At 63.7% G+C, this 21,956-nt stretch carries 8 protein-coding genes; all 8 read left to right on the forward strand.

Translation table 11 applies throughout. From position 1 onward, the window contains the following. The first annotated feature begins 5 nt into the window (after positions 1–5). The 8 genes from gspK to JJN09_RS26995 all read left to right on the forward strand — a co-directional run bounded on the left by gspK (position 6) and on the right by JJN09_RS26995 (position 21,922). Positions 6–959: a type II secretion system minor pseudopilin GspK gene (gspK, locus tag JJN09_RS26960; RefSeq protein ID WP_249484488.1), complete on the forward strand. Its 954-nt coding sequence runs from the start codon at positions 6–8 to the stop codon at positions 957–959. Next, positions 956–2,116: a type II secretion system protein GspL gene (gene gspL, locus JJN09_RS26965; RefSeq protein WP_249484489.1), complete on the forward strand. Its 1,161-nt coding sequence runs from the start codon at positions 956–958 to the stop codon at positions 2,114–2,116. Before gspK ends, gspL begins: the two co-directional genes overlap by 4 nt. Further along, positions 2,109–2,654 carry a type II secretion system protein GspM gene (gene gspM, locus JJN09_RS26970; protein WP_249484490.1) on the forward strand — a complete coding sequence of 182 codons (546 nt, stop codon included), beginning with the start codon at positions 2,109–2,111 and terminating at the stop codon, positions 2,652–2,654. The genes gspL and gspM overlap by 8 nt, the downstream gene beginning before the upstream one ends. Beyond that, positions 2,651–5,008 carry a type II secretion system secretin GspD gene (gspD, locus tag JJN09_RS26975; RefSeq protein WP_249484492.1) on the forward strand — a complete coding sequence of 786 codons (2,358 nt, stop codon included), beginning with the start codon at positions 2,651–2,653 and terminating at the stop codon, positions 5,006–5,008. The genes gspM and gspD overlap by 4 nt, the downstream gene beginning before the upstream one ends. Next, entirely contained in the window at positions 5,005–6,411 is a 1,407-nt protein-coding gene (gspE, locus tag JJN09_RS26980; protein WP_249484493.1) for a type II secretion system ATPase GspE, read from the forward strand. The genes gspD and gspE overlap by 4 nt, the downstream gene beginning before the upstream one ends. Further along, on the forward strand, positions 6,411–7,622 hold the full coding sequence (gspF, locus tag JJN09_RS26985; RefSeq protein ID WP_249484494.1) for a type II secretion system inner membrane protein GspF: 1,212 nt from the start codon (positions 6,411–6,413) through the stop codon (positions 7,620–7,622). Before gspE ends, gspF begins: the two co-directional genes overlap by 1 nt. A 486-nt stretch (positions 7,623–8,108) precedes the next feature. Then, positions 8,109–9,218 (forward strand): substrate-binding domain-containing protein, encoded by a 1,110-nt coding sequence (locus JJN09_RS26990; RefSeq protein ID WP_249484495.1) that lies wholly within the window; start codon positions 8,109–8,111, stop codon positions 9,216–9,218. Between the two features lie 191 nt (positions 9,219–9,409). After that, positions 9,410–21,922 (forward strand): filamentous haemagglutinin family protein, encoded by a 12,513-nt coding sequence (locus JJN09_RS26995; protein WP_249484496.1) that lies wholly within the window; start codon positions 9,410–9,412, stop codon positions 21,920–21,922. Positions 21,923–21,956: the final 34 nt, after the last annotated feature.

Consider the following 21,956-nt stretch of genomic DNA (forward strand, 5'->3'; position numbering starts at 1 on the left):
CGGTCATGAACAGCCAATCGAACCAGCAGGGGATGGCGATCATCAGTGCGCTGCTGATCGCGGCGGTGGTCGCGGTGATCGCCGCCGGCATGCTGACCCGCCAGAGCGTTTCGACCCGTGCGCTGGAAGCCGAACAATTGCGTGTGCAGGGCCGTTGGGTGTTGCACGGCGGGTTGGAGATCAGCCGGCAATTGTTGTGGGACGCGCGGCAGCGCGATCCGCTGACCCGACTCGATCAGCCTTGGGCGCAGCGGTTGAACGCTCAGGGTTTCGAGGGGCGGCTGGAGGACGAGCAGGGCAAGTTCAACCTGCGCAATCTGGTGGCCAACGAGCGGATCGATGATGCGCAGGTGCAGGCGTTCGAGCGTTTGTGCGAGTTGATCGGTGTCAGCAGCGGGTTGAGCCGGCGCATCAGTCAACGAGTGATCGCCTCTTACCCCCATCTGTTAAATGCACAACTGACGGAAAAAACCGTGGCAAAGAATTCCTTCGACAGCGGTCGCGGCACCTCGCCAGGTGCCTCGCGCAAACCGCAAACGCCAACCCTGCCGATGCTGCGTAATCTGGAAGACCTGCGCAGCGTCGACGGGGTCAACGATGCTGTGCTGCTGAAACTGGCGCCGTACCTGACGGTGATTCCGGCGACCACCTGGCTCAACGGCAACACCGCCACCGCGCCGGTGCTGGCGGCTTATGTGCCGGGGTTGTCGCTTGAACGGGCGCAGGCGCTGATCAATGAGCGTGATGCCGGGCGCTGGTTCATCAACCGCGGGGATTTCGTCAATCGCCTGCGCTTGCCGCAATTGGAGATCACCAGCGTCAAGGTCGGCATTACCAGCGACTGGTTCCGTCTGCGCGGGCAGGCGCGGCTCGATCAGCGGCGGGTCAGCCTCGATGCGTTGTTGCATCGCAGTGAAGACCGTTTGCCACAAGTGATCTGGTCGCGGGTGGGCGTATGAACCACGTGCGCGTAAATTTGCCGCCACTGGCGGAACTCGATCTCGACAGCGAACTGGACTGCGCGTGGCTGGACCGCCACGGCAAGATCACGCGCGAGGATCGTCAACTGCTGCGCAAACTGCCGAAGCAACCGCTGGTGTGTTTCCTGCACCCGACCGACAGCTTGCTGGCGAGCATCAACCTGCCGCCGCTGACCACCAGCAAAACCGCAGCGGCCGTGCAGTGCGCCGCGCAGGCGTTGATGCTCAGCGACATCAGCTCGATGCACGTCGCCCATGGGCCACGAGATGCCTCGGGGCAGGTGCAGCTTGCCTGGCTGCCGCGTCGGGACTTGCAATACCTCGGGCAGTTGCTGCACCAGGTCGGTTTGAACCTTAAAGGTCTGTATCCGGCGGCCTACAGTTTGCCGGTGATGAGTGGCGGCGTCGGACGGTTGTACGGCGATCATCTGTTATTGCGCCAGGGGCCGGACTCGGCGCAGGTGCAACCGTTGATCGATGAAGCATGGCTGATGGAAATCGCCTTGCCTGCGCACTGGATCGGTGAAGGCGGGCCTGACGCGGTGCAATCGACACTGGCTGATTCACAACGCTGGTCCGGGCCCTTGCCGGGCTGGGGGCTGCACGCTGGCATTCAACAGCCGGGCACCGAGCCTCGCGGCTGGGGCCGGGCATTGGGTCTGGGTGCGTTGGCTCTGGCGGTGTGGGTGATCGGTTTGAACCTGTACGCGGCCCGTGAGGCCGGGGCAGGGCAACAGATCAAGGCGCAGATGGCGCAGCGGGTGAAGCAGGCGTTTCCCGAGTTGCCGGTGATCCTCAATCCGCTGCAACAGGCGCGGCAGCAAATTGCGGCTCGCCAGCAAGGCGCGGCGGATGCGCCGGGGCAGGATTTCACGTGGCTGGTGTTGCAGGCCGGCAGTGGCATGCCGTCCATGGCGGGCACGGTGCAGCGTCTGGCGTTCGTCGACGAAGAGTTGCGATTGAGTCTGCTGCCTGAGGCCCGACGCTCGGGTAACGACAAGGACTGGCAAGGGACGCTGGCCCAGGCCGGCATTAGCGTCACCTCCGATGACGATGGCTGGATCTTGCGCCCGGCAGGCGAAGTGGCTGCCAACGACAACGACAACGACGACAGCAGCGGAGCCGAAGATGAGTAGCCCGGTGCTGGCCAGGTATCGCGCCGGTTGGCAGCGCTTCAACGTTCAATTGCAGGCCCGTTGGCAGCCGTTGGCGTTGCGGGAAAAACGCATGGTGGGAGGGATGGCGGCGCTGCTGCTGGGGCTGTTTGTGTGGATGGCGTTGATTCAGCCGCCGCTGAAGAAGATCGCCGCATCGCAAGTCGAAACCCCGAAATTGCGCGCCCAGGCCGAAGCGCTGGAAGTGCTGCTGCGCGATGTCAGCGTGCGCCCGGACGGGCAAAACCTGGAGCAGTCGCTGCAACAGACTTTGCAGGCCAGCGGACTGGGCGGCCATTACCAACTGGCAGCCGCGTCCGCCGGCTGGCAGTTGACCTTCGACGCGGCACCCGCCGACGCCGTGCTCGACTGGCTGCTGAGCCAACCCCGGAATTTTTCACTGCAAGTGGTCGAGGCTCGTCTGCAACGCGCAGACGACGCGGCGACCGATGACACCGCCGGCACTCTGTCGGGCACCGTACGCATGGATCAGGCGCTGGGCGCTAAGGAAGCTTCATGAAGGGGTCAGGGTCCAAACGCATGGCGTTGCCGATGCTGTTGATGGCATTGAGCGCGTGCAGCAACACCACACCACCCAATCAACCGCCGCTGCTGGTGGACAGCGAACTCGGCCGGCCGCTGGCCAACACCCAGCGCAGTGGCGACGCGGTGCTCGACCGCGAGCGTGCGCAGGCCCAGGCCAGACCCGCGCCGAAGCAGTTGCACAACATCACCGAACGCGCCCGCAGTGGCGGTTCGGCGCGGGGCACGACGTTGCCGGCCAATCCGTTGGGCGACCAACCGGTGACGCTGAATTTTGTCGACGCCGATATTCAAGCGGTGGTCCGGGCGTTGTCGCGCTCCACTGGTCAGCAGTTTCTGGTCGACCCTCGGGTCAAGGGTAATTTGACGCTGGTCTCCGAAGGCCAGGTGCCGGCGCATCAGGCTTACGACATGCTGCTGGCGGCGCTGCGCATGCAGGGCTTCAGCGTGGTGGACGTGGGCGGCGTGGCGCAGGTGGTGCCGGAGGCCGACGCCAAGTTGCTCGGCGGGCCGATTTACAGCGCTGACAAACCGGCCGGCAACGGCATGCTCACCCGCACGTTCCGCCTGCAATACGAGAACGCAGTGAACCTGATCCCGGTGCTGCGCCCGATCGTGTCGCCGAACAATCCGATCAATGCCTATCCGGGCAACAACACCATCGTCGTCACCGATTACGCCGAAAACCTCACGCGGGTCGCGCAACTGATTCAGGGCATCGACACGCCGAGCGCCATCGACACCGACGTGGTGCAGATCCAGAACGGCATCGCCGCCGACATCGCACCAATGGTCGCTGACCTGCTCGACGCTCCGGGCAACGACCCGACACAGAAAATCGCGGTGATCGGCGACCCGCGCTCCAACACCATCATCATCCGCGCCGGCAGCCCGGAGCGCACGGAGCTGGCGCGCAACCTGATCTACAAACTCGACAACGCCCAAAGCAACCCGAGCAACCTGCACGTGGTGTATCTGCGCAACGCACAGGCCGGCAAACTGGCGCAAGCGCTGCGCGGATTGTTGACCGGTGAGAGCGACAGCGGCACCAGCGACAGCGCACGTTCGGTACTTAGTGCGATGGGCAGCTCGACCAATTCGGGCGGCGGGCAGAACGGCCAGAGCGGTACGCAAACCAACGGCAGCACCTCGACCACCAACAGCGGCAGCACCGGCGGCGGCTACGCTCAGGGTAGCAGCGCCACCAGCGGCAGCGGCAATGCGCAAAGCAGCGAACAAAACGTCGCCTTCAGCGCTGGTGGCGTGACCATTCAGGCAGACGCCACCACCAACACCTTGCTGATTTCCGCGCCGGAACCGCTGTACCGCAACCTGCGCGAAGTCATCGACCTGCTCGACCAGCGCCGCGCACAAGTAGTGATCGAGAGCCTGATCGTCGAAGTCGGCGAGGACGATGCCAGCGAATTCGGCGTGCAATGGCAGACCGGCAATCTGGCTGGTAATGGCGTGATCGGCGGCGCCAACCTTGGTGGCTCGGGGATCAACGTCAACGGCAAGACCAGTGTCGACGTGTTGCCCAAAGGTTTGAACCTCGGCTACGTCAACGGCACGGTCGACATTCCTGGCATTGGCAAAATTCTTGACCTGAAAGTGCTGGCCCGTGCCCTGAAGAGCAAGGGCGGCACCAACGTGCTATCGACGCCGAACCTGCTGACCCTGGACAACGAAGCGGCGAGCATTTTCGTCGGCCAGACCATCCCGTTTGTCAGCGGCAGTTACGTCACCGGCGGCGGAGGCACCAGCAACAACCCGTTCCAGACCGTGACCCGCGAAGAGGTCGGTTTGAAGCTCAACGTGCGTCCGCAGATTTCCGAGGGTGGTACGGTGAAGCTCGACATCTATCAGGAAGTCAGCAGCATCGACGAGCGCGCTTCGGCGGCCTCCACCTCGGCGGGGATCGTCACCAGCAAGCGTGCGATCGACACCAGCATCCTGCTCGACGACGGGCAGATCATGGTGCTCGGCGGTCTGCTGCAGGACGGCTACAGCCAGAGCAATGACGCGGTGCCATGGCTCTCGAACATTCCGGGGCTGGGCGCGCTGTTTCGCAACGAACGCCGCTCGATCACCAAGACCAACCTGATGGTGTTCCTGCGCCCGTACATCATTCGCGACAGCGCGGCGGGGCGCAGCATCACGCTCAATCGCTACGACTTTATGCGCCGCGCTCAAGGCGGGCTGCAACCGGAACGCAGCTGGGCGATGCCGGACATGCAGGCGCCGCAATTGCCGACGGCTGCGCAAGGCGTGCCGGCGACGCTGCCGGGGACGGGCCCGCGCGCGACCATCAAAGCGGTGCCGCTGCAATGAGCGCATTGCCTTACGCTTGGGCCAAGGCGCAGCGGATTTTGCTGCGCGACGGTGTGCTGACGGTGTGCCCGTCGACGCCGGGCTGGTCGATCAGCGAGGTGCGGAGGCAGTTCGGCGCGGCCAGGCTTGAGCGGGTGCGCGATGACGAACTCGACGGCTTGCTCGCCACGGCCTACGCCGACACCGGCAGTGCGGCGGCGGTCGTCGGGGCGGCGGAAAACGAAGTCGACCTCGACCGCCTGATGCAGGACATGCCGGAAATCACCGACCTGCTCGACACCCAGGACGGCGCGCCGGTGATCCGCATGATCAACGCCTTGCTCACCCAAGCGGCACGGGACGAGGCCAGCGACATTCACATCGAACCGTTCGAAACCCACTCGGTGGTGCGCTATCGGGTCGACGGCACCCTGCGCGACGTGGTGTCGCCACGCAAGGCCTTGCACGGTGCGCTGGTGTCGCGGATCAAGATCATGGCGCAGCTCGACATTGCCGAAAAACGCCTGCCACAGGACGGTCGTATCGCATTGCGCGTGGCCGGGCGGCCCATCGACATTCGTGTCTCGACCGTGCCCACCGGTCATGGCGAGCGGGTGGTGATGCGTCTGCTGGACAAGCAGGCCGGACGCTTGCATCTGGAAACCCTGGGCATGGACGCGCAGGTGCTGGCCAAACTCGATCACCTGATCCGCCAGCCCCACGGCATCGTGTTGGTCACCGGCCCGACCGGTAGCGGCAAAACCACCAGTTTGTATGCGGCGCTGGCGCGGCTGGATGCAAGCACCAGCAACATCCTCACCGTGGAAGATCCGGTGGAATACGACCTGCCGGGCATCAGCCAGATTCAGGTCAACACCAAGATCGACATGACCTTCGCCCTCGCTTTACGCGCCATTTTGCGGCAGGACCCGGACATCATCATGATCGGCGAGATCCGCGACCTCGAAACCGCGCAGATCGCAGTGCAGGCTTCGTTGACCGGTCACTTGGTGCTGGCGACTTTGCACACCAACGATGCGGTGTCGGCGGTCAACCGCTTGATCGACATGGGCGTCGAGCCGTTTCTGTTGGCTTCGTCGATGTTGGGAGTTTTGGCCCAGCGCTTGGTGCGGCGGCTGTGCAATCAGTGCAAACAGGAAGACCCCGCGACGCCCGGCACCTGGCGCCCGGTCGGTTGTGCGGCGTGCAATCACACCGGTTACAGCGGCCGGACCGGCATTCATGAATTGTTCTGCATCGACGACGACATCCGCACCCTGATTCACCAAGGGGCAGGGGAGCAGGCCTTGCGTGCGGCGGCGAGCAAGGCCGGGATGTTCAGCCTGCGTGAAGACGGCGAGCGCTGGATCCGCAGCGGTGCCACGGCCCCTGAAGAAATCCTTCGTGTGACACGGGACGCCTGATGAATCGCTATCGTTTTGAAGCCGCCGATGCCAGCGGCAAGATCGAATCCGGGCATCTGGAGGCGGAGAGTCAGGGCGCCGCGTTTGGCGTGTTGCGCGGTCGTGGCTTGACGGCGTTGTCGGTGGAGAAGGAGAGCAATGTCTCCCAGCACGGCGGCGGTGGCATGTTCAGCGCCAGGATGTCGGATAACGATCTGGCGTGGGCCACACGGCAGCTGTCGAGCTTGCTCGGGGCCAGTCTGCCACTTGAGGCCGCGTTGAGTGCCACGGTCGAACAAGCCGAGAAAAAACACATCGCCCACACCCTCAGCGCCGTGCGCGCCGATGTGCGCAGCGGCATGCGCCTGGCTGAAGCACTGGCGGCGCGGCCACGGGACTTTCCGGAAATCTACCGGGCGCTGATTGCGGCGGGCGAGGAGTCCGGCGATCTGGCGCAGGTGATGGAACGGCTGGCGGATTACATCGAGGAACGTAACAACCTGCGCGGCAAGATTCTCACCGCGTTCATCTATCCGGGCGTGGTCGGATTGGTGTCGATCGGTATTGTGATTTTCCTGCTGAGTTACGTGGTGCCGCAGGTGGTCAGTGCGTTTTCCCAGGCGCGGCAGGATCTGCCGGGGCTGACGCTGGCGATGCTCAATGCCAGTGATTTCATCCGCGCCTGGGGCTGGTTGTGCGCGGGCGTCATGGCCGGTGCGTTCTGGAGCTGGCGCCTGTATCTGCGCAATCCGGCGGCACGTTTGAGCTGGCATCATCGGGTGCTGAAGTTGCCGCTGATCGGGCGGTTTGTGCTGGGGCTGAACACCGCCCGGTTCGCCTCGACGCTGGCGATTCTCGGCGGTGCCGGGGTGCCGTTGCTGCGCGCGTTGGAGGCGGCGCGGCAGACCTTGTCGAATGATCGTTTGAGCCTGAGCGTCAATGAGGCCACCGCCAAGGTGCGAGAGGGTGTGAACCTCGCGGCAGCGCTGAAAGTGGAGAACGTGTTCCCGCCGGTGCTGATTCACCTGATCGCCAGCGGCGAGAAAACCGGTGCATTGCCGCCGATGCTCGAGCGTGCGGCGCAAACCCTGTCCCGCGATATCGAGCGCCGAGCGATGGGCATGACGGCCTTGCTGGAGCCGCTGATGATTGTGGTGATGGGCGCGGTGGTGCTGGTGATCGTGATGGCGGTGCTGTTGCCGATCATCGAGATCAACCAGTTGGTGCAGTAAGTGGGCTGTGTTGTCTGTACTGGCCCTATCGCTGGCAAGCCAGCTCCCACAGTGGACAGTGCTGATCATTGATTTTATGTACGCCCAAGAAACCTGAGGGAGCTGGCTTGCCAGCGTTGGGGTCAGTGACAGCAACAAATAATCCAAACTTTTTTCCAGGACTTCAGCATCACCCGACCCTCATTCCCCCCATCCTCGGGTTCTCCTTTCTGTCATCTGCAACGGCCCTTCACGGGCTGTGGCCGATTCCCTCGAAAAGCTTGCCGTAGACACTCCGCACAACCGCGCAAACACCCGAGAAAATCCCTCGAAAATCAGCCTGCACCTCCCGAGGTTTTTTCCTTTATCTGTCACCGGAAACTGCGAATTTCTCAGTGCGACTTAACCACGGACCCCGCTTGCGAAGGTCGGCGGTGAGTCTTCCCAGTGTCATGCAAGACCCCTGAAAACCTGTGTTCACAACCAACGTTGAAAAGGAGATTCTTCATGTTCAAGCGCACTCTGATCGCAGCTTCCCTGACCGTCGCTGCCCTGGCTTCCGCCCAGGCCATGGCCGCCAACGTTACCGGTGGTGGCGCGACTCTGCCTGCCGCTCTGTACAAAGGTTCTGCCAACAGCATTCTGCCGGCCAACTTCAGCTACCTGGGTACTGGTAGCGGCACCGGCAAGACCGCTTTCCTGACCAACAACTCGGCACTGTTCAGCACCACCGGTTCGGTTCACTTCGCCGGTAGCGACTCGATCCTCAGCGCTTCGGAAATCAGCACCTACAACACCAACTTCGGTGCTTCGTACGGCCCGCTGATCCAGTTGCCTTCGGTGGCCACTTCGGTTGCCATTCCGTACAAAAAATCCGGTCAGACTGCTCTGAACCTGACCAGCGCTCAGCTGTGCGATGCCTTCTCCGGCGCCAAAACCACTTGGGGCGCTCTGCTGGGCACTGCCGACACCACGCCGATCCGCGTTGTTTATCGCAACGTTTCCAGCGGCACTTCGGAAATCCTGACCCGTCACCTGAACTCGATCTGCCCGACTCAGTTCACCACCAACTCCACCTTCACCAGCGCTCGTCTGCCAGCCGGTTCGACCCTGCCTTCGAACTGGGTAGGCGTTGCCGGTACTGCTGATGTGGCCACTCAAGTCAACGCGGTTGACGGCTCCATCGGTTACGTCGGCCCGGACGGTGTGAATGCCGCCAGCAACGCAGTGGTTGCTCGCGTCAACGGCGTACAGCCAACCACCGCCAACGTTTCGCTGGCTCTGGGTTCGGCTGCTCTGCCAACCACCCCTTCGAACCCTTCGCAGTGGGTACCGGTCGTACCTAACCCAGCCAGCGGTTACCCGATCGTGGCTTACACCAACTTCATCTTCGGCCAGTGCTACAAGGATGCAGCCGTGGCCGCTGATGTCAAAGCCTTCCTGACCACCCACTACAGCAACCCGGGCAACAACGCTGCCACCGTCGCTCACAGCTTCACTCCGGTTCCAACCAACTGGAAAGCGGCTGTGACTGCCAACTTCGTCACCAACACCTCGGGCAACAACCTGAACATCAACAACGCCAGTGTCTGCAACGCCATCGGTCGTCCTTTGTAAGCCTCGCTTAACCGGTAATGAAATGGCAGCAGCCTTCGGGCTGCTGCCATTTTTTTTGGCCGATTTACTCCTCATTCATGAAGTTTGTGTGACATCCGTTCGGTCTCGGCCCTCGCCAACCGCCTATGTCGTAACAGCAGGGGCAAGCCGACCTGCGGCCTTGTGTGGCAAACAAAAAGGATCTCGTAGTGATGCTCGCTCGCCCATCCCGTCGCAGTACCCGTGTTCAGCCTCAGCAGCGTATGGCCGCCGATCCGGCGCTGTGGTTGCTCAAGCCTTTGGCGCAGGCGATTGCCTTGTGCCTGGTGGCGGGCAGTGCCGAGGCGGCGACCGCGTTCAGTTCGGGATGGTTTGCCGCCAAAGGCGCGGCGCAACAGGCCGCGGCGGCACGCCCGAGCGTGGGCGGATTGCCTGGGATGACGCCACCGCTGGCGCAGCAGCAAAAGGCCAACCAGCAGTTGCAGCGCTCGATTCAGACCCTGAACAACACGGTGGCCGCCATTGCTGCGCAACAGGCGGCACAGGCGGCCGGTCGTACGGCGGCGCTGGGTACGGTGCAGCTTGTGCCGGACGGTCTGGGCGAGGGCGGCTTGAAGGTCGATAACAGCCTCACTCAAGGCTGGCAGAACGCCAAAGGCCCGCAGCAGACTCAGGTCGACGGCAAGACCACAGTGAAGATCGAACAGACCGCCGACAAGGCGATCCTCAACTGGGAGACCTTCAACGTCGGGCGCAACACAACGGTCGACTTCGCCCAGCAGTCGAACTGGGCAGTGCTTAACCGGGTCAACGATCCGAACGCGCGGGCCAGTCAGATTCAGGGCCAGATCAAGGGCAACGGCACGGTGATGTTGATCAACCGTAACGGCATCGTGTTCAGCGGCACCAGCCAGGTCAACGTGCGCAACCTGGTGGCGGCGGCGGCCAACATTACCGACATTCAATTCCGCGACCGGGGCCTGTTTTTCGACAGCACCGGCAGCCAGCCGACGTTCACCGAGGCGGCCGGCAAGGTGCTGGTGGAGCGCGGTGCGTCTATCGAGACGGCGCGGCCGGCCAAATCGACCGATGCCGGCGGCTATGCCTTGCTGCTCGGCAACGAGGTGCAGAACGACGGCAGCATCAACACCGCCAAGGGCCAGACTGTGCTCGGCGCGGGGGATCGCTTCTACATTCGCAAAGGCTCGGGCACTGAAGGCAATGGCTTCTCGACGACGTTCGGCAACGAAGTCACGCCGGGCTTCAAGACCGGCAGCGCTGCCGGCAAGGTCAGCAACAACGGTCTGATTCAGGCATCGACCGGCGACATCACCCTGACCGGCCATGAGGTCGTGCAAAATGGCGTGTTGCTGGCCAGCACTTCGGTCGCGACCCGCGGCACCATCCATTTGCTCAATCCGGCCACTGACACTCAGGGCAGCGTGACGCTGGGGCAGGGCAGCGCGACGGCGATCCTGCTCGACAGCAGCGATCTGACCGCCCTCGACAGCCAGCATCAGGCGGCCCTGACGGGCGTTACGCCTACCAACCGTATTCGTAGCGATCAGTCGCGCATCGACATACAGAGCGGTGGCAGTGTCGAGTTCGAGAGCGGCTCGATCACCCTGGCTACCGGCGGACAAGTAGCGGTGGCGGCGCAGCGTCGCAGCCTGGTGCGTGATGGCGCGATGATCGATGTCTCCGGTGCCATCGGCGTGAAAGTGGCGATGGAATCCAACAGCATCAAGATCAACGTCCAGGGCAACGAGCAGCGCGATGCGTCAGGCAATCGCGATAAAGGTGCGCTCAACAGCAATGACGTGTGGGTTGATGTACGCGAACTGGTTTACGTACCGGCCGGCACCAACGGCTATGCCACGGATCGCTGGTACACCGCTGGCGGTTTGCTGGAGGTCGGCGGTTATCTCGGCACCCAGGGCCATAGCATCGGTGAGTGGATGGCCCAGGGCGGAATGGTGAGTTTCGCCGGCAATGACGTGGTGACCGAGAAAGGCTCGTTGATCAACCTGTCCGGCGGCACGCTGGATGTACAAAGTGGCGAGATTCGCCAGAGCTGGTTGCGTGGTGCGGACGGGCACCTGTATGAAATCTCCAGAGCTCCGGGGGATCTGCTCTACACCGGGCTGTACAAGGGCTTTGAAGACAACAGTCAGCGCTGGGGCCAGACGAACTATTACTACAACCCGTTGATTGCGCCGAGCAAGCGTCAGGAATCGGGCTACACCGTGGGACGCGATGCCGGGCAACTGGTGATCGGCACCCGCAACGCTGTGCTGGAAGGCCAGATGCTCGGCGAGGTTTATCAGGGCGAGCGTCAGACCCAGGCGCCGCGTGCCGTACTCGATGGCTATGCACAGAGTCAGACGGCGCTGGCGCGACGCGGACAGTTGATAGTTGGCAGTTATGACCCGGCGTACGTGGCGGCCTCCGGTGGCTTGCTCTATGGGCTCAATCCGTTGCTCGATCAGGTGCAGATCGGCGGCGAGCGCCCGGTTGCCGGTAATGATCTGGATCTGACCGCTGCGGTGTCCGATGCGCGCAACGGCAAGCTGTTCCTCGATGCCGGACAGCTCGGTGACTGGCAACTGGGCGCATTGAAAGTGGCGGCCAGGGAACGGATCGACGTGCAAGGCGCCGTCACGGTCGGCAACGGCGGTGACATCACCCTTTACGCGCCGCACGTGCAGGTCAACGCAGACCTGACCGCGCGGGGCGGCAGCCTGCACCTGGGCAACGTGCTCAATCAGCTCAACACCGATCACCTCACCGACACCCGGCTGGTCACACCGACCGGCAAGTCCACGCGGGTGAGCGTGGCTGAAGGGGTGCAACTGGATACCCGAGGTGTGTGGAGCAATCTGCGCACCAACCCGGACGATGCCGCCAGCCTGGCGTATCTGGACGGTGGCGTGGTGTCGATTCGCAGCAGCGGCGACATCGAGGTCGGTGCCGGCAGCCTGCTGGACGTGTCTTCTGGTGGAGCGATTCTGGCCAACGGCAAGACTCGCGGTGGCAAGGGCGGTGACGTGATGCTGGAGTCCAGCGCCTTGTCCGCGCCGGGTGACAGTCACCTGACCCTGGATGGCCAACTGCGTGGTTACGGTGTGTCCGGCGGTGGCCGCCTGTTGATTCAGGCGGGCGATATCCTCATCGGCCAGACCGGTAAACCCCTTGCCGACAACACGTTGCAACTGCAACCGGATCTGTTCGACAAGGGCTTCTCTGCCTATAGCCTCATCGGCCTCAATCGGCTGGACGTTGCGGACAATACCCGCGTTGACGTATTGATGCCGGTCTACCGTTTTGGTGACGCCGCAGCCAACCAGGCCAGTGGCACGGCTCCACGGCAGGCGCTGGAATTGTGGACGCCAACGCTCTATCAGGAAAATCCGGTCAAGGCGCAACTGACCCAGCGTGCCGGCGCCAGCCTGGCTTTGCAGGCCGGCTCCAGCGAGATCGCTCTGGTCGATCCGGCCCGTAACACCTTGACCCTCGGCCAGGGCTCGCGCATCAGTGTCGATCCGGGGCAGCGCATCAACCTGCGTAGCGCCGGCCAGCTCACAGTCGATGGCGAGCTGAATGCCTGGGGCGGCACGATCGATATCCGCCAGCAACAGTTCGGCTCGATTAATGTTGCCGATTCCTCGCAGACGGCGGACAGGAAAATTCACAACCGTTCGATCTGGATCGGCGAGCATGCGGTGCTGGACGTGGCCGGTCGCGTGGCCACCGGCATTGATGCGCTGGGGCGTGTGTATGGCCAGGTCGGCAAGGGCGGCTCAATCATCATCGGCGGTGAAACCGATGCGAAGAAAGCCACGGCTACGTCGGCCGACGCTTATGTGATCGTGCGAAGCGGTGCGCGCCTGGATGCATCCGGCGCACAAACGATGCTGGATATCACCGGGCAGGGGCCGACGCTGGTTGCCACGGATGGCGGGCGAATTTCGCTGAGCTCCTACAACGGCCTGTTCATCGAAGGCGACCTGCGTGCCGCGGCTGGTGGCGCCGGGGCGGCGGGTGGGCGACTCGACATTGCGCTCGAGACGCCGAGTTATTTGCGCAGCGATGCCAGCAACGATGTTCGTGTGCCGCGCGAAATCGTCATCGGCCAGGACGCCGGTCCGTCGCTGTTGCCGGCCGGTCTGCAAGCGGGTGATGCCGCACCCGCGCTGCAATACGGTCGTGCCCGGCTGGGGGCCGATCAGTTGATGTCCGGCGGGTTCGATAACCTGAGCGTGTTGAGCAACGGTCTGCTGTCGTTCGACGGCAACGTCGATTTGCACCTGAATCAAAGCCTGAGCCTTTACGCCGGCGCCCTGTCACTGGCCGACGGCTCGAACGACAACGCGCGGATCAATTTGTCCGCGCCTTACGTGCGCCTGTCGGGGACGGGCAAGTATTTCGAGGCTCCCGGCAATATCCGGCCGCGGGTGATGAACACTCCGACCACCGAAGTGGCGCCGGCACAGTTCACCGCCACGGCGGATCTGCTGGATCTGGGCAACAGTCTGTCGTTCGGCACGGCCGGGTCGATCGTGCAGCTCAGCGGCCCGGCCTTGCAGGTCGGCCGTCGTGGATTTGAGAAGGTCACGCTCGACAGCCGAGGTGATCTGCGCTTTCTGGCACCCACCGGTAACGTCGAGAAAACCGAACTCTGGACGCCGGGAGATCTGGACCTGCGTGCCGCACAGATCTACCCCGCCAGTGATGTCGTGGCCGAGGTGCGGGTGGGCTATCAGAGTGTCCAGCGTGACGCCAACCCGGCGCGGACCTTACGAATCGGCAGCTCCGGGGCGGCGCCTGCCGCGTTGCCCTACTCGGTCTTCGGCAGCCTGACGCTGGCCGCCGCGCATATCGAGCAGGGCGGGGTGATCCGCGCGCCATTGGGCATGATCAATCTGGGTGACAATCTGGTCCTTGATACCCAGGCCCTGCATCTGTTGCCAGGCAGCATCACGTCGGTGAGCGCCGCCGGACTGGTCATGCCTTATGGTGGCACCACAGACGGCATCGACTATCGCTACAACGGCAAGTCTGTGCTGCTCAGAGGGATCACCGCTGAATCCGCCGGCGTGACGCTGACCTCGCAATACGTCGATGTACAAGGCGGCGCGGTGATCGACCTGTCGGGCGGCGGTGATTTGCGCGGGACCGGTTTCGTTTCCGGCCGTGGCGGTTCCACCGATGTCCGTTATAACCCGCTGGTGCGCAATACCACCGACGGCACCTTCAGCCTGCCGGGCCTGGCCAGCAACCCGGTGTACGCGATCGTGCCGGGGAATCAGAGCGCCTATGCACCAATGCTCGCCGAGGCGGGGGCGGTCGATCCGCGCATCGGTCAGCAGATCACCGTTGGGGCCGGTGTGCCGGGGTTGGCAGCGGGCACCTATACGCTACTGCCCTCGACGTTTGCGTTGTTACCGGGTGCCTTCCGGGTCGAGGTCAATGGTCAAACGGCACCCGGGGTGCCCCGTGTTGCGCTGCCACTGCGCAATGGTTCGTGGACAAGTTCGGGGCAGATGTCGATTGCCAACACCGGCCTGCGTGACAGCCTGGCGAGCCAGGTCATCCTGACGTCTGCCGATGTGCTGCGCCGTTACTCGCAGTACAACGAGACCTCTTTCAGTCAGTTCATCCAGAGCGATGCGACGCGCCGGGGCGTGCCTCGTGCATTGGCGCCCATGGACGGCAAATCCCTCAGACTGAACCTGTCCCAGGGATCCGCGTCGGGTAACGCGCTGGATTTCAACGGTCAGGCGCTGTTTCAGCCGGCCACGGGCGGCGTCGTCGGGACGGCGGTAGTGCACGGCGCGGCGAATTTCGAGATTCTCGGCGCAGGGCATTCGAGCACTGAAGGTTTTGCAGGTGTGTCGCTGTATGCCGACAGCCTCAACGCGCTCAACGCCGGCCGCTTGACGATCGGCGCGCAACCGACGATCGATTACAACACGTCGGGCAACATCATCGCTTTCAGCGGTGATACCTCAACGATTACCCTGCGTGAGGGTGCCGTGTTGTCGGCCCCCGAAGTGCTGTTGCGCACCACCCGGACCGATGGCGGTATTACCCTCGAAGCCGGCTCGAGCATCAACACTTTGGGGCGTGGCAATGTTCCTTATGACTCCAGCACCGGCTTCATCTATAAACCGGGTGCGGCGGGGCTGCTGGTGGTGTCGAACGGCTGGACCAATGTTCTGGCGCCAGAGGTCTCGGACAGGATATCCGGCTCGGGCAACATTCTCATTGGCCGTTGCCCGACGACAACCTGCAACAACCCGACGCTGCTCTATTCCAGCGGCAGCATTACCGCTGCCACCGACAAGCAATTCGATCTCGACGAGTCGGTGCGCTTCGGCACCCGTCATCTGATGCTGGCCGTGGGCTCCGTCAATGCCGGAAGTGCCGAGGCCTTGAGCGCCGCCGGCAATCGGGTGCCCACCGGTCTGACCCTGAACCAGAGCGTCTTGAACCGCCTGTTGCGGGGCGATACACAGTTCGGTGCACCGGCGCTGGAAACCCTGAGCCTGACCAGTCGCGACGCGTTCAATTTCTACGGCAATGTCAGCCTCGATACGCTGGATCCGCAGACCGGCGTCAGCAAACTGCAAAACCTGATCCTCAGCACCCCGGCCATTTACGGTTTGGGTGAAGGCGGCGACGTAGCGTCCATTCGCACCGCCAATCTGATCTGGAACGGTGCCACCCAGGCACCAGGCGCAGTGATCACGGGCGGCGCCGGCACCGGCCGGGGCACGCTCGATATTCAGGCGCAACGCATCGAGTTCGGTTACGGCGCCAACCCGCAGGCCAGCGGCCTGGATGTGAACAAACGGTTGGTGCTGGGTTTTGCCGACGTCAATCTCACCGCCAGCGAACGCATCACCGCCAACCACAAGGGCAGCCTGGCGGTGTATCAGGCACAGGGCGTTTTCGATCCGATCAACGGTTATGCGTACAGCGGCGGCAATCTCACGCTGCGTACGCCGTTGCTGACGGGGGAGGCGGGCTCGGTCAACCTGCTCAAGGCCGGTAAAGACCTGACCCTGACGGGTGCCGGTACGGCGGCCGCCGCCAATGCCCTGGGAGCGGAATTGACCCTCGATGCCCGCAGTGTATTGCTGGACAGTCGTATCGCCTTGGCCAGCGGCAAACTGGTGGTCAAGTCCGAGGACGATGTGACCCTCGCCAGTGGCGCGTATCTGGACATGGCCGGCCGCACGTTGCCCTTCAACGATGTGAACAAGTACAGCTGGGGCGGTGATGTGGCGCTGTACAGCAGCCACGGCAATATCCGCCAGATGGCGGGTTCGCGAATCGATCTGTCGGCGCGCAACAATCAGGCCGGTAACCTGAGTGCCGTCGCGCTGGCCGCCGATGCCGGCATGGTCGATCTGCAAGGCGATATCCTCGGTGCCAGCAGCGGCTATTACGATGCCGGCGGCACGCTGGTGCCGTACAAGGCCGGTGGCGTGGATCTCCGCGCGCAGCACCTCAATGGCGATGCGAGTCAGCAATTCGCGGCCCTCAATCAGCGCTTGAACGCGGGGCAGGTCTTTGGCAGCCGCAGCTTGCAGCTCAAACAAGGCGATCTGTTGATCGGCGACGGGCTCAAGGCTGCCGAAGTCAATGTGTCGGTGGACAACGGCCGGCTGACGGTTGCTGGTCTGATCGATGCCAGCGGCGAGCGGGTCGGCAGTATTCGACTGTCTGCGCAAAACGGCCTGACGGTCGCGGGCAATGCCGTGCTTGACGCCCATGGTCGTGTACTGCGAGTCGACAGCTACGGCAAGATCATCGACGCACCGAACCGGGCGATGGTCGAGCTCAACTCCGGGCAAGGCGTGCTGACCCTCGGTGCCGGTGCGCGCATCGATTTGCGCCATGGCACCGAGGCCGTTCGCGGCTCACTGCCGGGTCAATCCGACGGGCTGCTGCGCGGCACGCTGGAACTGAACGCGCCGCGTCTGGGTGCCGATGACATCGCCATCGATGCCAGCGGTGCGCTGAGCATTCAGGGTGCCCGCTCGATTGGCCTCAACGCCACGCGCCGCTATACCGATGCCAGCGACGGCACGGACCCGGCGGCCAGTGGACGTCCGTATCAGGTGATCGATCAGGCGTACCTCGATCGTATCCACGGCGACAGCACGGCGTTCATCGACGCGGCGCTGGCCAACAGCAACTTGCTGAATAACAAACTGGCCGGCCTGAACAACGCAACCTATGCCGACGCCTTCCATTTGCGCCCCGGTGTCGAGATCGCCAGTAAAACCGCCGACGGCGATCTGGTGGTGCAGGGTGATGTGGACTTGTCCGGTTACCGCTATGCCAGCCTGAATCCGCATACGCAGAAGACTTCGGTATACGGCTCGGGCGAGGCGGGTAACCTGGTGATTCGCGCGGGCGGCAACCTCGATATCCACGGCAGCCTCAACGACGGTTTCGCGCCGCCGCCGGAGACCGTGGACGATGCCGGCTGGAAATTACTGCCGGGGATTCAACCGTTCGGCGGCGATCTGATCGTGCCGGGGGCGGGCGTCACTCTGGCAGAGGGTACGTTGTTCCCGGTCGGCGCCACGTTGAACTACGACCTCCCGCTGCAAGCGACGACGCTGGCCAGCGGCACGTTGCTGCCGGTCGACGCCACGCTGGCGGCGCCTTACACGTTCGGCGCCGGCACGGTGCTCGCGGGCTCGGTTCGCGATGCTTCGGGCCATTTGCTGTATGCCGCCGGTACGCTGCTCGCCGACAGCGTGACTTTGCCAGCGGGCAGCCGGTTGGGAGCGGGTATCCGCTTGAACAACGCAACGGCGCTGCAAGCTCTGCGCTGGCCGAAGGGCGTGCCACTGCCGGGCAGCGTCGAGGCGGGAAACAACGCGATCAAGGGCGTGCGCCTGAGCGGTTCGCTGGCCCTGTTGCGCGGTTCGCTGATTCCGTCGATGACCGATGTCGTGCTGGCGGACGGTACGGCGTTCATCGAATTGCGGCCATTGACCGGCACGACTCAGGGCCGCAATTGGGCGGTCGCCAGCCTGTTGCCGGCCGGCAGCGCGTCGTGGTCGATGCGCGTGGTGGCGGGTGCCGATCTGAGCGCTGCGGACAGCCGGGCGATCAAACCGGTGTCCAGCGATGGCCACCTGCGCCTGGCCGACACCCACTACGGCCTGACCGTGACAGAAAAGCCACCGACTCTGGTCTGGGGCGAAGGCAACCTGGGCGGCTTCACACCGGGTGACCCTGTCCCGGATGATCAACTGATGTGGTGCGATTGGGCGCCGAACTCCTGTGTGCCCGCCCCGCGTTGGGTCTGGGCACCGGACAACTGGATGGGTATGCCCCCTGGCTCGCCGATGACCGACGATGATGTGCTCGCCTGGTGTGGTGCATTCCCGGAACTGTGCGTGGAAAACAAACCGGGTATCACCGTAAAGACCCGCTCGCAGATGTTCAGCGTGTTGCGGACCGGCACCGGTGATCTGGACGTGCTTGCCGCCGGCGACCTGAGCATGGATTCGCCGTACGGCGTCTACACCGCCGGCACTCAGTCCGAAGGCATCGATCCGCGTTTCAATCAGCCTCGCGGACGCCTGTCGGACAACGGCTCGGTGCTGGGCAGCGCCGGCAGCGATTATGAGAAGTGGGTCAGTGGCAGTGACAGCCTGTATCAGGCCTGGTATCCGCAAATGGGCGGCAACCTGACCATCAATGCCGGCGGCTCGATTTCGGGCGATGTAGTGGGGCGTCGCGGCTTGTCGCAAACCATGGACACCCGTGAGCAGATACCGAGTGTGGCCGTGGGCAACTGGCTCTGGCGTCAGGGCACCGGCAACAGTGATGTGCCGACGGCGTGGTGGATCAACTTCGGCAGCTATGCGACGCAACCGTTGCCGGATCAAAGTGTTGATACCGGCCCTTATCTGGTCGGGTTCACCGGTTTCGGTACTTTGGGCGGCGGCAATATCAGCCTGCGTGCCGGGGGCGACGCCGGCATGCTCAAGGCGATGGGCGACGGTGCCAAGGTCAATCTTTATCCGCGCGGGCAAGGTCTGGTTGTGGCGGTTGGCAGCACTGGACGCGTGGGCAGCGACGGCAGCCTGCAATTGACCGGGGGCGGCGACATGGACATCCGTATTGGCGGATCGGTCAACCCGTCGTTGCAGGCCCGGGCCGGAGAGAACGGCATCGGTGTCGCGCAACACGACCTGCAAGGCGCGTTGATCAACCTGCGCGGTGCCGCGCGGCTGACCGGTGGTGCACTGGGAGGGATCAATCTGCAATATGGCGCCGCAGCACCGGTCCAGGACCCTCGAGAAGTGCGTCCGTTCGATCCGTTCACGTCCACCATGGGCAGCGCCTCCGGCGGGCTGGTGCTGATACCGGGGGATTCGGGAATGAGCCTCAGCACGCGCGGTGATCTGGTGTTGGGCGGGGCGGCGGATCCGGGGCGGGTGCGGCTGCAGAACTCCACGCCGTTCACCACTGAAGACGGTGTAGTCCATGCGGGGGGCGGCTTGACGGGCTTCTCGTTGTGGACCGATCACACCGCCATCGACCTGTTTTCGGCGGGAGGCAACCTGACACCGAGCACCCAACTGGGCGAAGTTGACGGTCTGGGCCCTGTCACCGGCCGCAATACGTCGCCTACCGACGGACGCTTCGTGTATCCGTCGATTCTGCGCGCGGTGGCGGCGCAAGGTTCGATTTATGCCGGACCTTCAGCGGTCTACAGCCAGGGCAGTGGGGTATTGCCGGCAACCGGGTATTCGCTGCTGCTGGCGCCCTCCAGGGCCGGGCAACTGGAGTTGTTGGCACAAGACTCGATCTACGCGGGCGGCTATGCGATCAATCAGTCGGGCGCCAGTCCACTGGCCATCACCACGCCGTTCGCGCCGGCCTTCAACGGTTACGACAACAACACGTCAGCCACGCCGATCATGAGCAATCGCAACACCGACGGTGTTTCGCCGGATAAAAACCTGCGCTATCCGTTGTTTGCCTTCGGCGCCAACAGCTACTCAGGCTTGAGCGACGTCCAGACGCCGGCGCGGTTCTATGCCTTGACCGGCGACCTGGTGGGCGTTCGCAGCGGTGAAACGCTGACGTTCAGCCTGTCGAAACGCACCTGGTACGAAGCGGCAGGCCCAGTCTGGATGTTGGCCGGGCGCGACATCGTGGCGTCCGGCACCTTCCTGGGCAATCCCACGACCGTGCCGGCTGCCGAGATGGGCGTACCGTCGACAGAAAGCATCACGTCGACCGGCAACTTGTTCGTGCATGACGACCCTCGGGATGTTTCGCGAGTGTCGGCCGGGCGCGACATCCTCTACAGCAGCTTCGACATCGCGGGCCCGGGCGTTCTGGATATCAATGCCGGGCGCAACATCCTGATGGAAGACCGCGCCAGTATCACCAGCCTTGGCTCGTTGGTGGCGGGTGATCAACGACCGGGCGCCAGTGTGGTCTTGCAGGCGGGTGTGGGCGCACAAGGACCGGATTATTCGCGGTTCATCGCCCGTTACCTGAACGCGCAGAATATTGCCGACCCGAACGCCTCCCTCAGCGGGCAACCGGGCAAAGTGTTCAAGACTTACCTCGACGAGTTGAAGAGCTGGCTGACCCTGGGCTACGGCTTCAGCGGCAACGCCGAACAGGCGCAAGCCTTCTTCGCCGCGTTGCCAGGTGCCGAGCAGGCGATCTTCGCCCGTCAGGTGTACTTCGCCGAACTGCGTGCCGGTGGCCTGGAATACAACGATGTCGATGGCCCACGCAAAGGCAGTTACCTGCGCGGTCGCAACGCCATTGCTGCGCTGTTCCCGGCCACTGATGTGGCGGGCAACCCGATCCGTTATGACGGCGATATCACGCTTTATGGCGGTGCCGGGGTCAAGACGCTGTTCGGTGGTGATATTCAGATGCTTACGCCGGGCGGTGGTCAGGTGTTCGGCATCGAGGGCGCGGCGCCGCCATCCACGGCGGGCATCATCACCCAGGGCTCGGGCAACATTCAGCTCTACTCCCAGGGCAGCATTCTGCTGGGGCAGAGCCGGATCATGACCACGTTTGGCGGCTCGATCCTCGGCTGGTCCGCCGAGGGTGACATCAACGCCGGTCGCGGCTCGAAAACCACCGTGGTCTACACACCGCCGAAACGCGTGTACGACACCTGGGGCAACGTGACCCTGTCGCCATCGGTGCCGAGCACCGGCGCCGGTATCGCCACGCTCAACCCGATTGCCGAAGTGGCACCGGGGGACATCGACCTGATTGCGCCGCTGGGCACCATCGATGCGGGCGAGGCGGGGATTCGCGTCTCGGGCAACGTCAACATCGCCGCGCTGACGGTGGTCAACGCCGCCAACATTGCGGTGCAGGGCAAGGCGACCGGTGTACCGGTGGTCTCGGCGGTCAACACCGGGGCGATCACCTCGGCCAGCTCGGCTGCGTCGTCGGCGACCCAGGCAGCGGAAGACGTCGCCCGTCAGCAGCAAGCCGCCTCGCGCCAGAACCAGGCCTCGGTGTTCACTGTGCAGGTACTCAGCTTCGGCAACGAACAACTGGCCCCGACCCGCGACGGCGCCAGCCGTGCACCGACACCGGGCTACAACCCCAACAGCCCGGTGCAGGTGTTGGGCGCCGGGGCGCTGGATGAACAGGCGAAACAGCAGCTGACGGAGGAGGAGCGGGGGCAGCTGACGTTGTAAAAGGACTCTCGTGTAGTACGCTTCGGGCGGCCAT

It is taken from the genome of Pseudomonas sp. HS6, from assembly GCF_023375815.1.
GTDB lineage: Bacteria > Pseudomonadota > Gammaproteobacteria > Pseudomonadales > Pseudomonadaceae > Aquipseudomonas.

Bases quoted from the DNA above. Each gene is read 5' to 3' on its own strand.
- gspK (WP_249484488.1), top strand. From the start codon at position 6: ATGAACAGCCAATCGAACCAGCAGGGGATGGCGATCATCAGTGCGCTG.
- gspL (WP_249484489.1), top strand. From the start codon at position 956: ATGAACCACGTGCGCGTAAATTTGCCGCCACTGGCGGAACTCGATCTC.
- gspM (WP_249484490.1), top strand. From the start codon at position 2,109: ATGAGTAGCCCGGTGCTGGCCAGGTATCGCGCCGGTTGGCAGCGCTTC.
- gspD (WP_249484492.1), top strand. From the start codon at position 2,651: ATGAAGGGGTCAGGGTCCAAACGCATGGCGTTGCCGATGCTGTTGATG.
- gspE (WP_249484493.1), top strand. From the start codon at position 5,005: ATGAGCGCATTGCCTTACGCTTGGGCCAAGGCGCAGCGGATTTTGCTG.
- gspF (WP_249484494.1), top strand. From the start codon at position 6,411: ATGAATCGCTATCGTTTTGAAGCCGCCGATGCCAGCGGCAAGATCGAA.
- JJN09_RS26990 (WP_249484495.1), top strand. From the start codon at position 8,109: ATGTTCAAGCGCACTCTGATCGCAGCTTCCCTGACCGTCGCTGCCCTG.
- JJN09_RS26995 (WP_249484496.1), top strand. From the start codon at position 9,410: ATGCTCGCTCGCCCATCCCGTCGCAGTACCCGTGTTCAGCCTCAGCAG.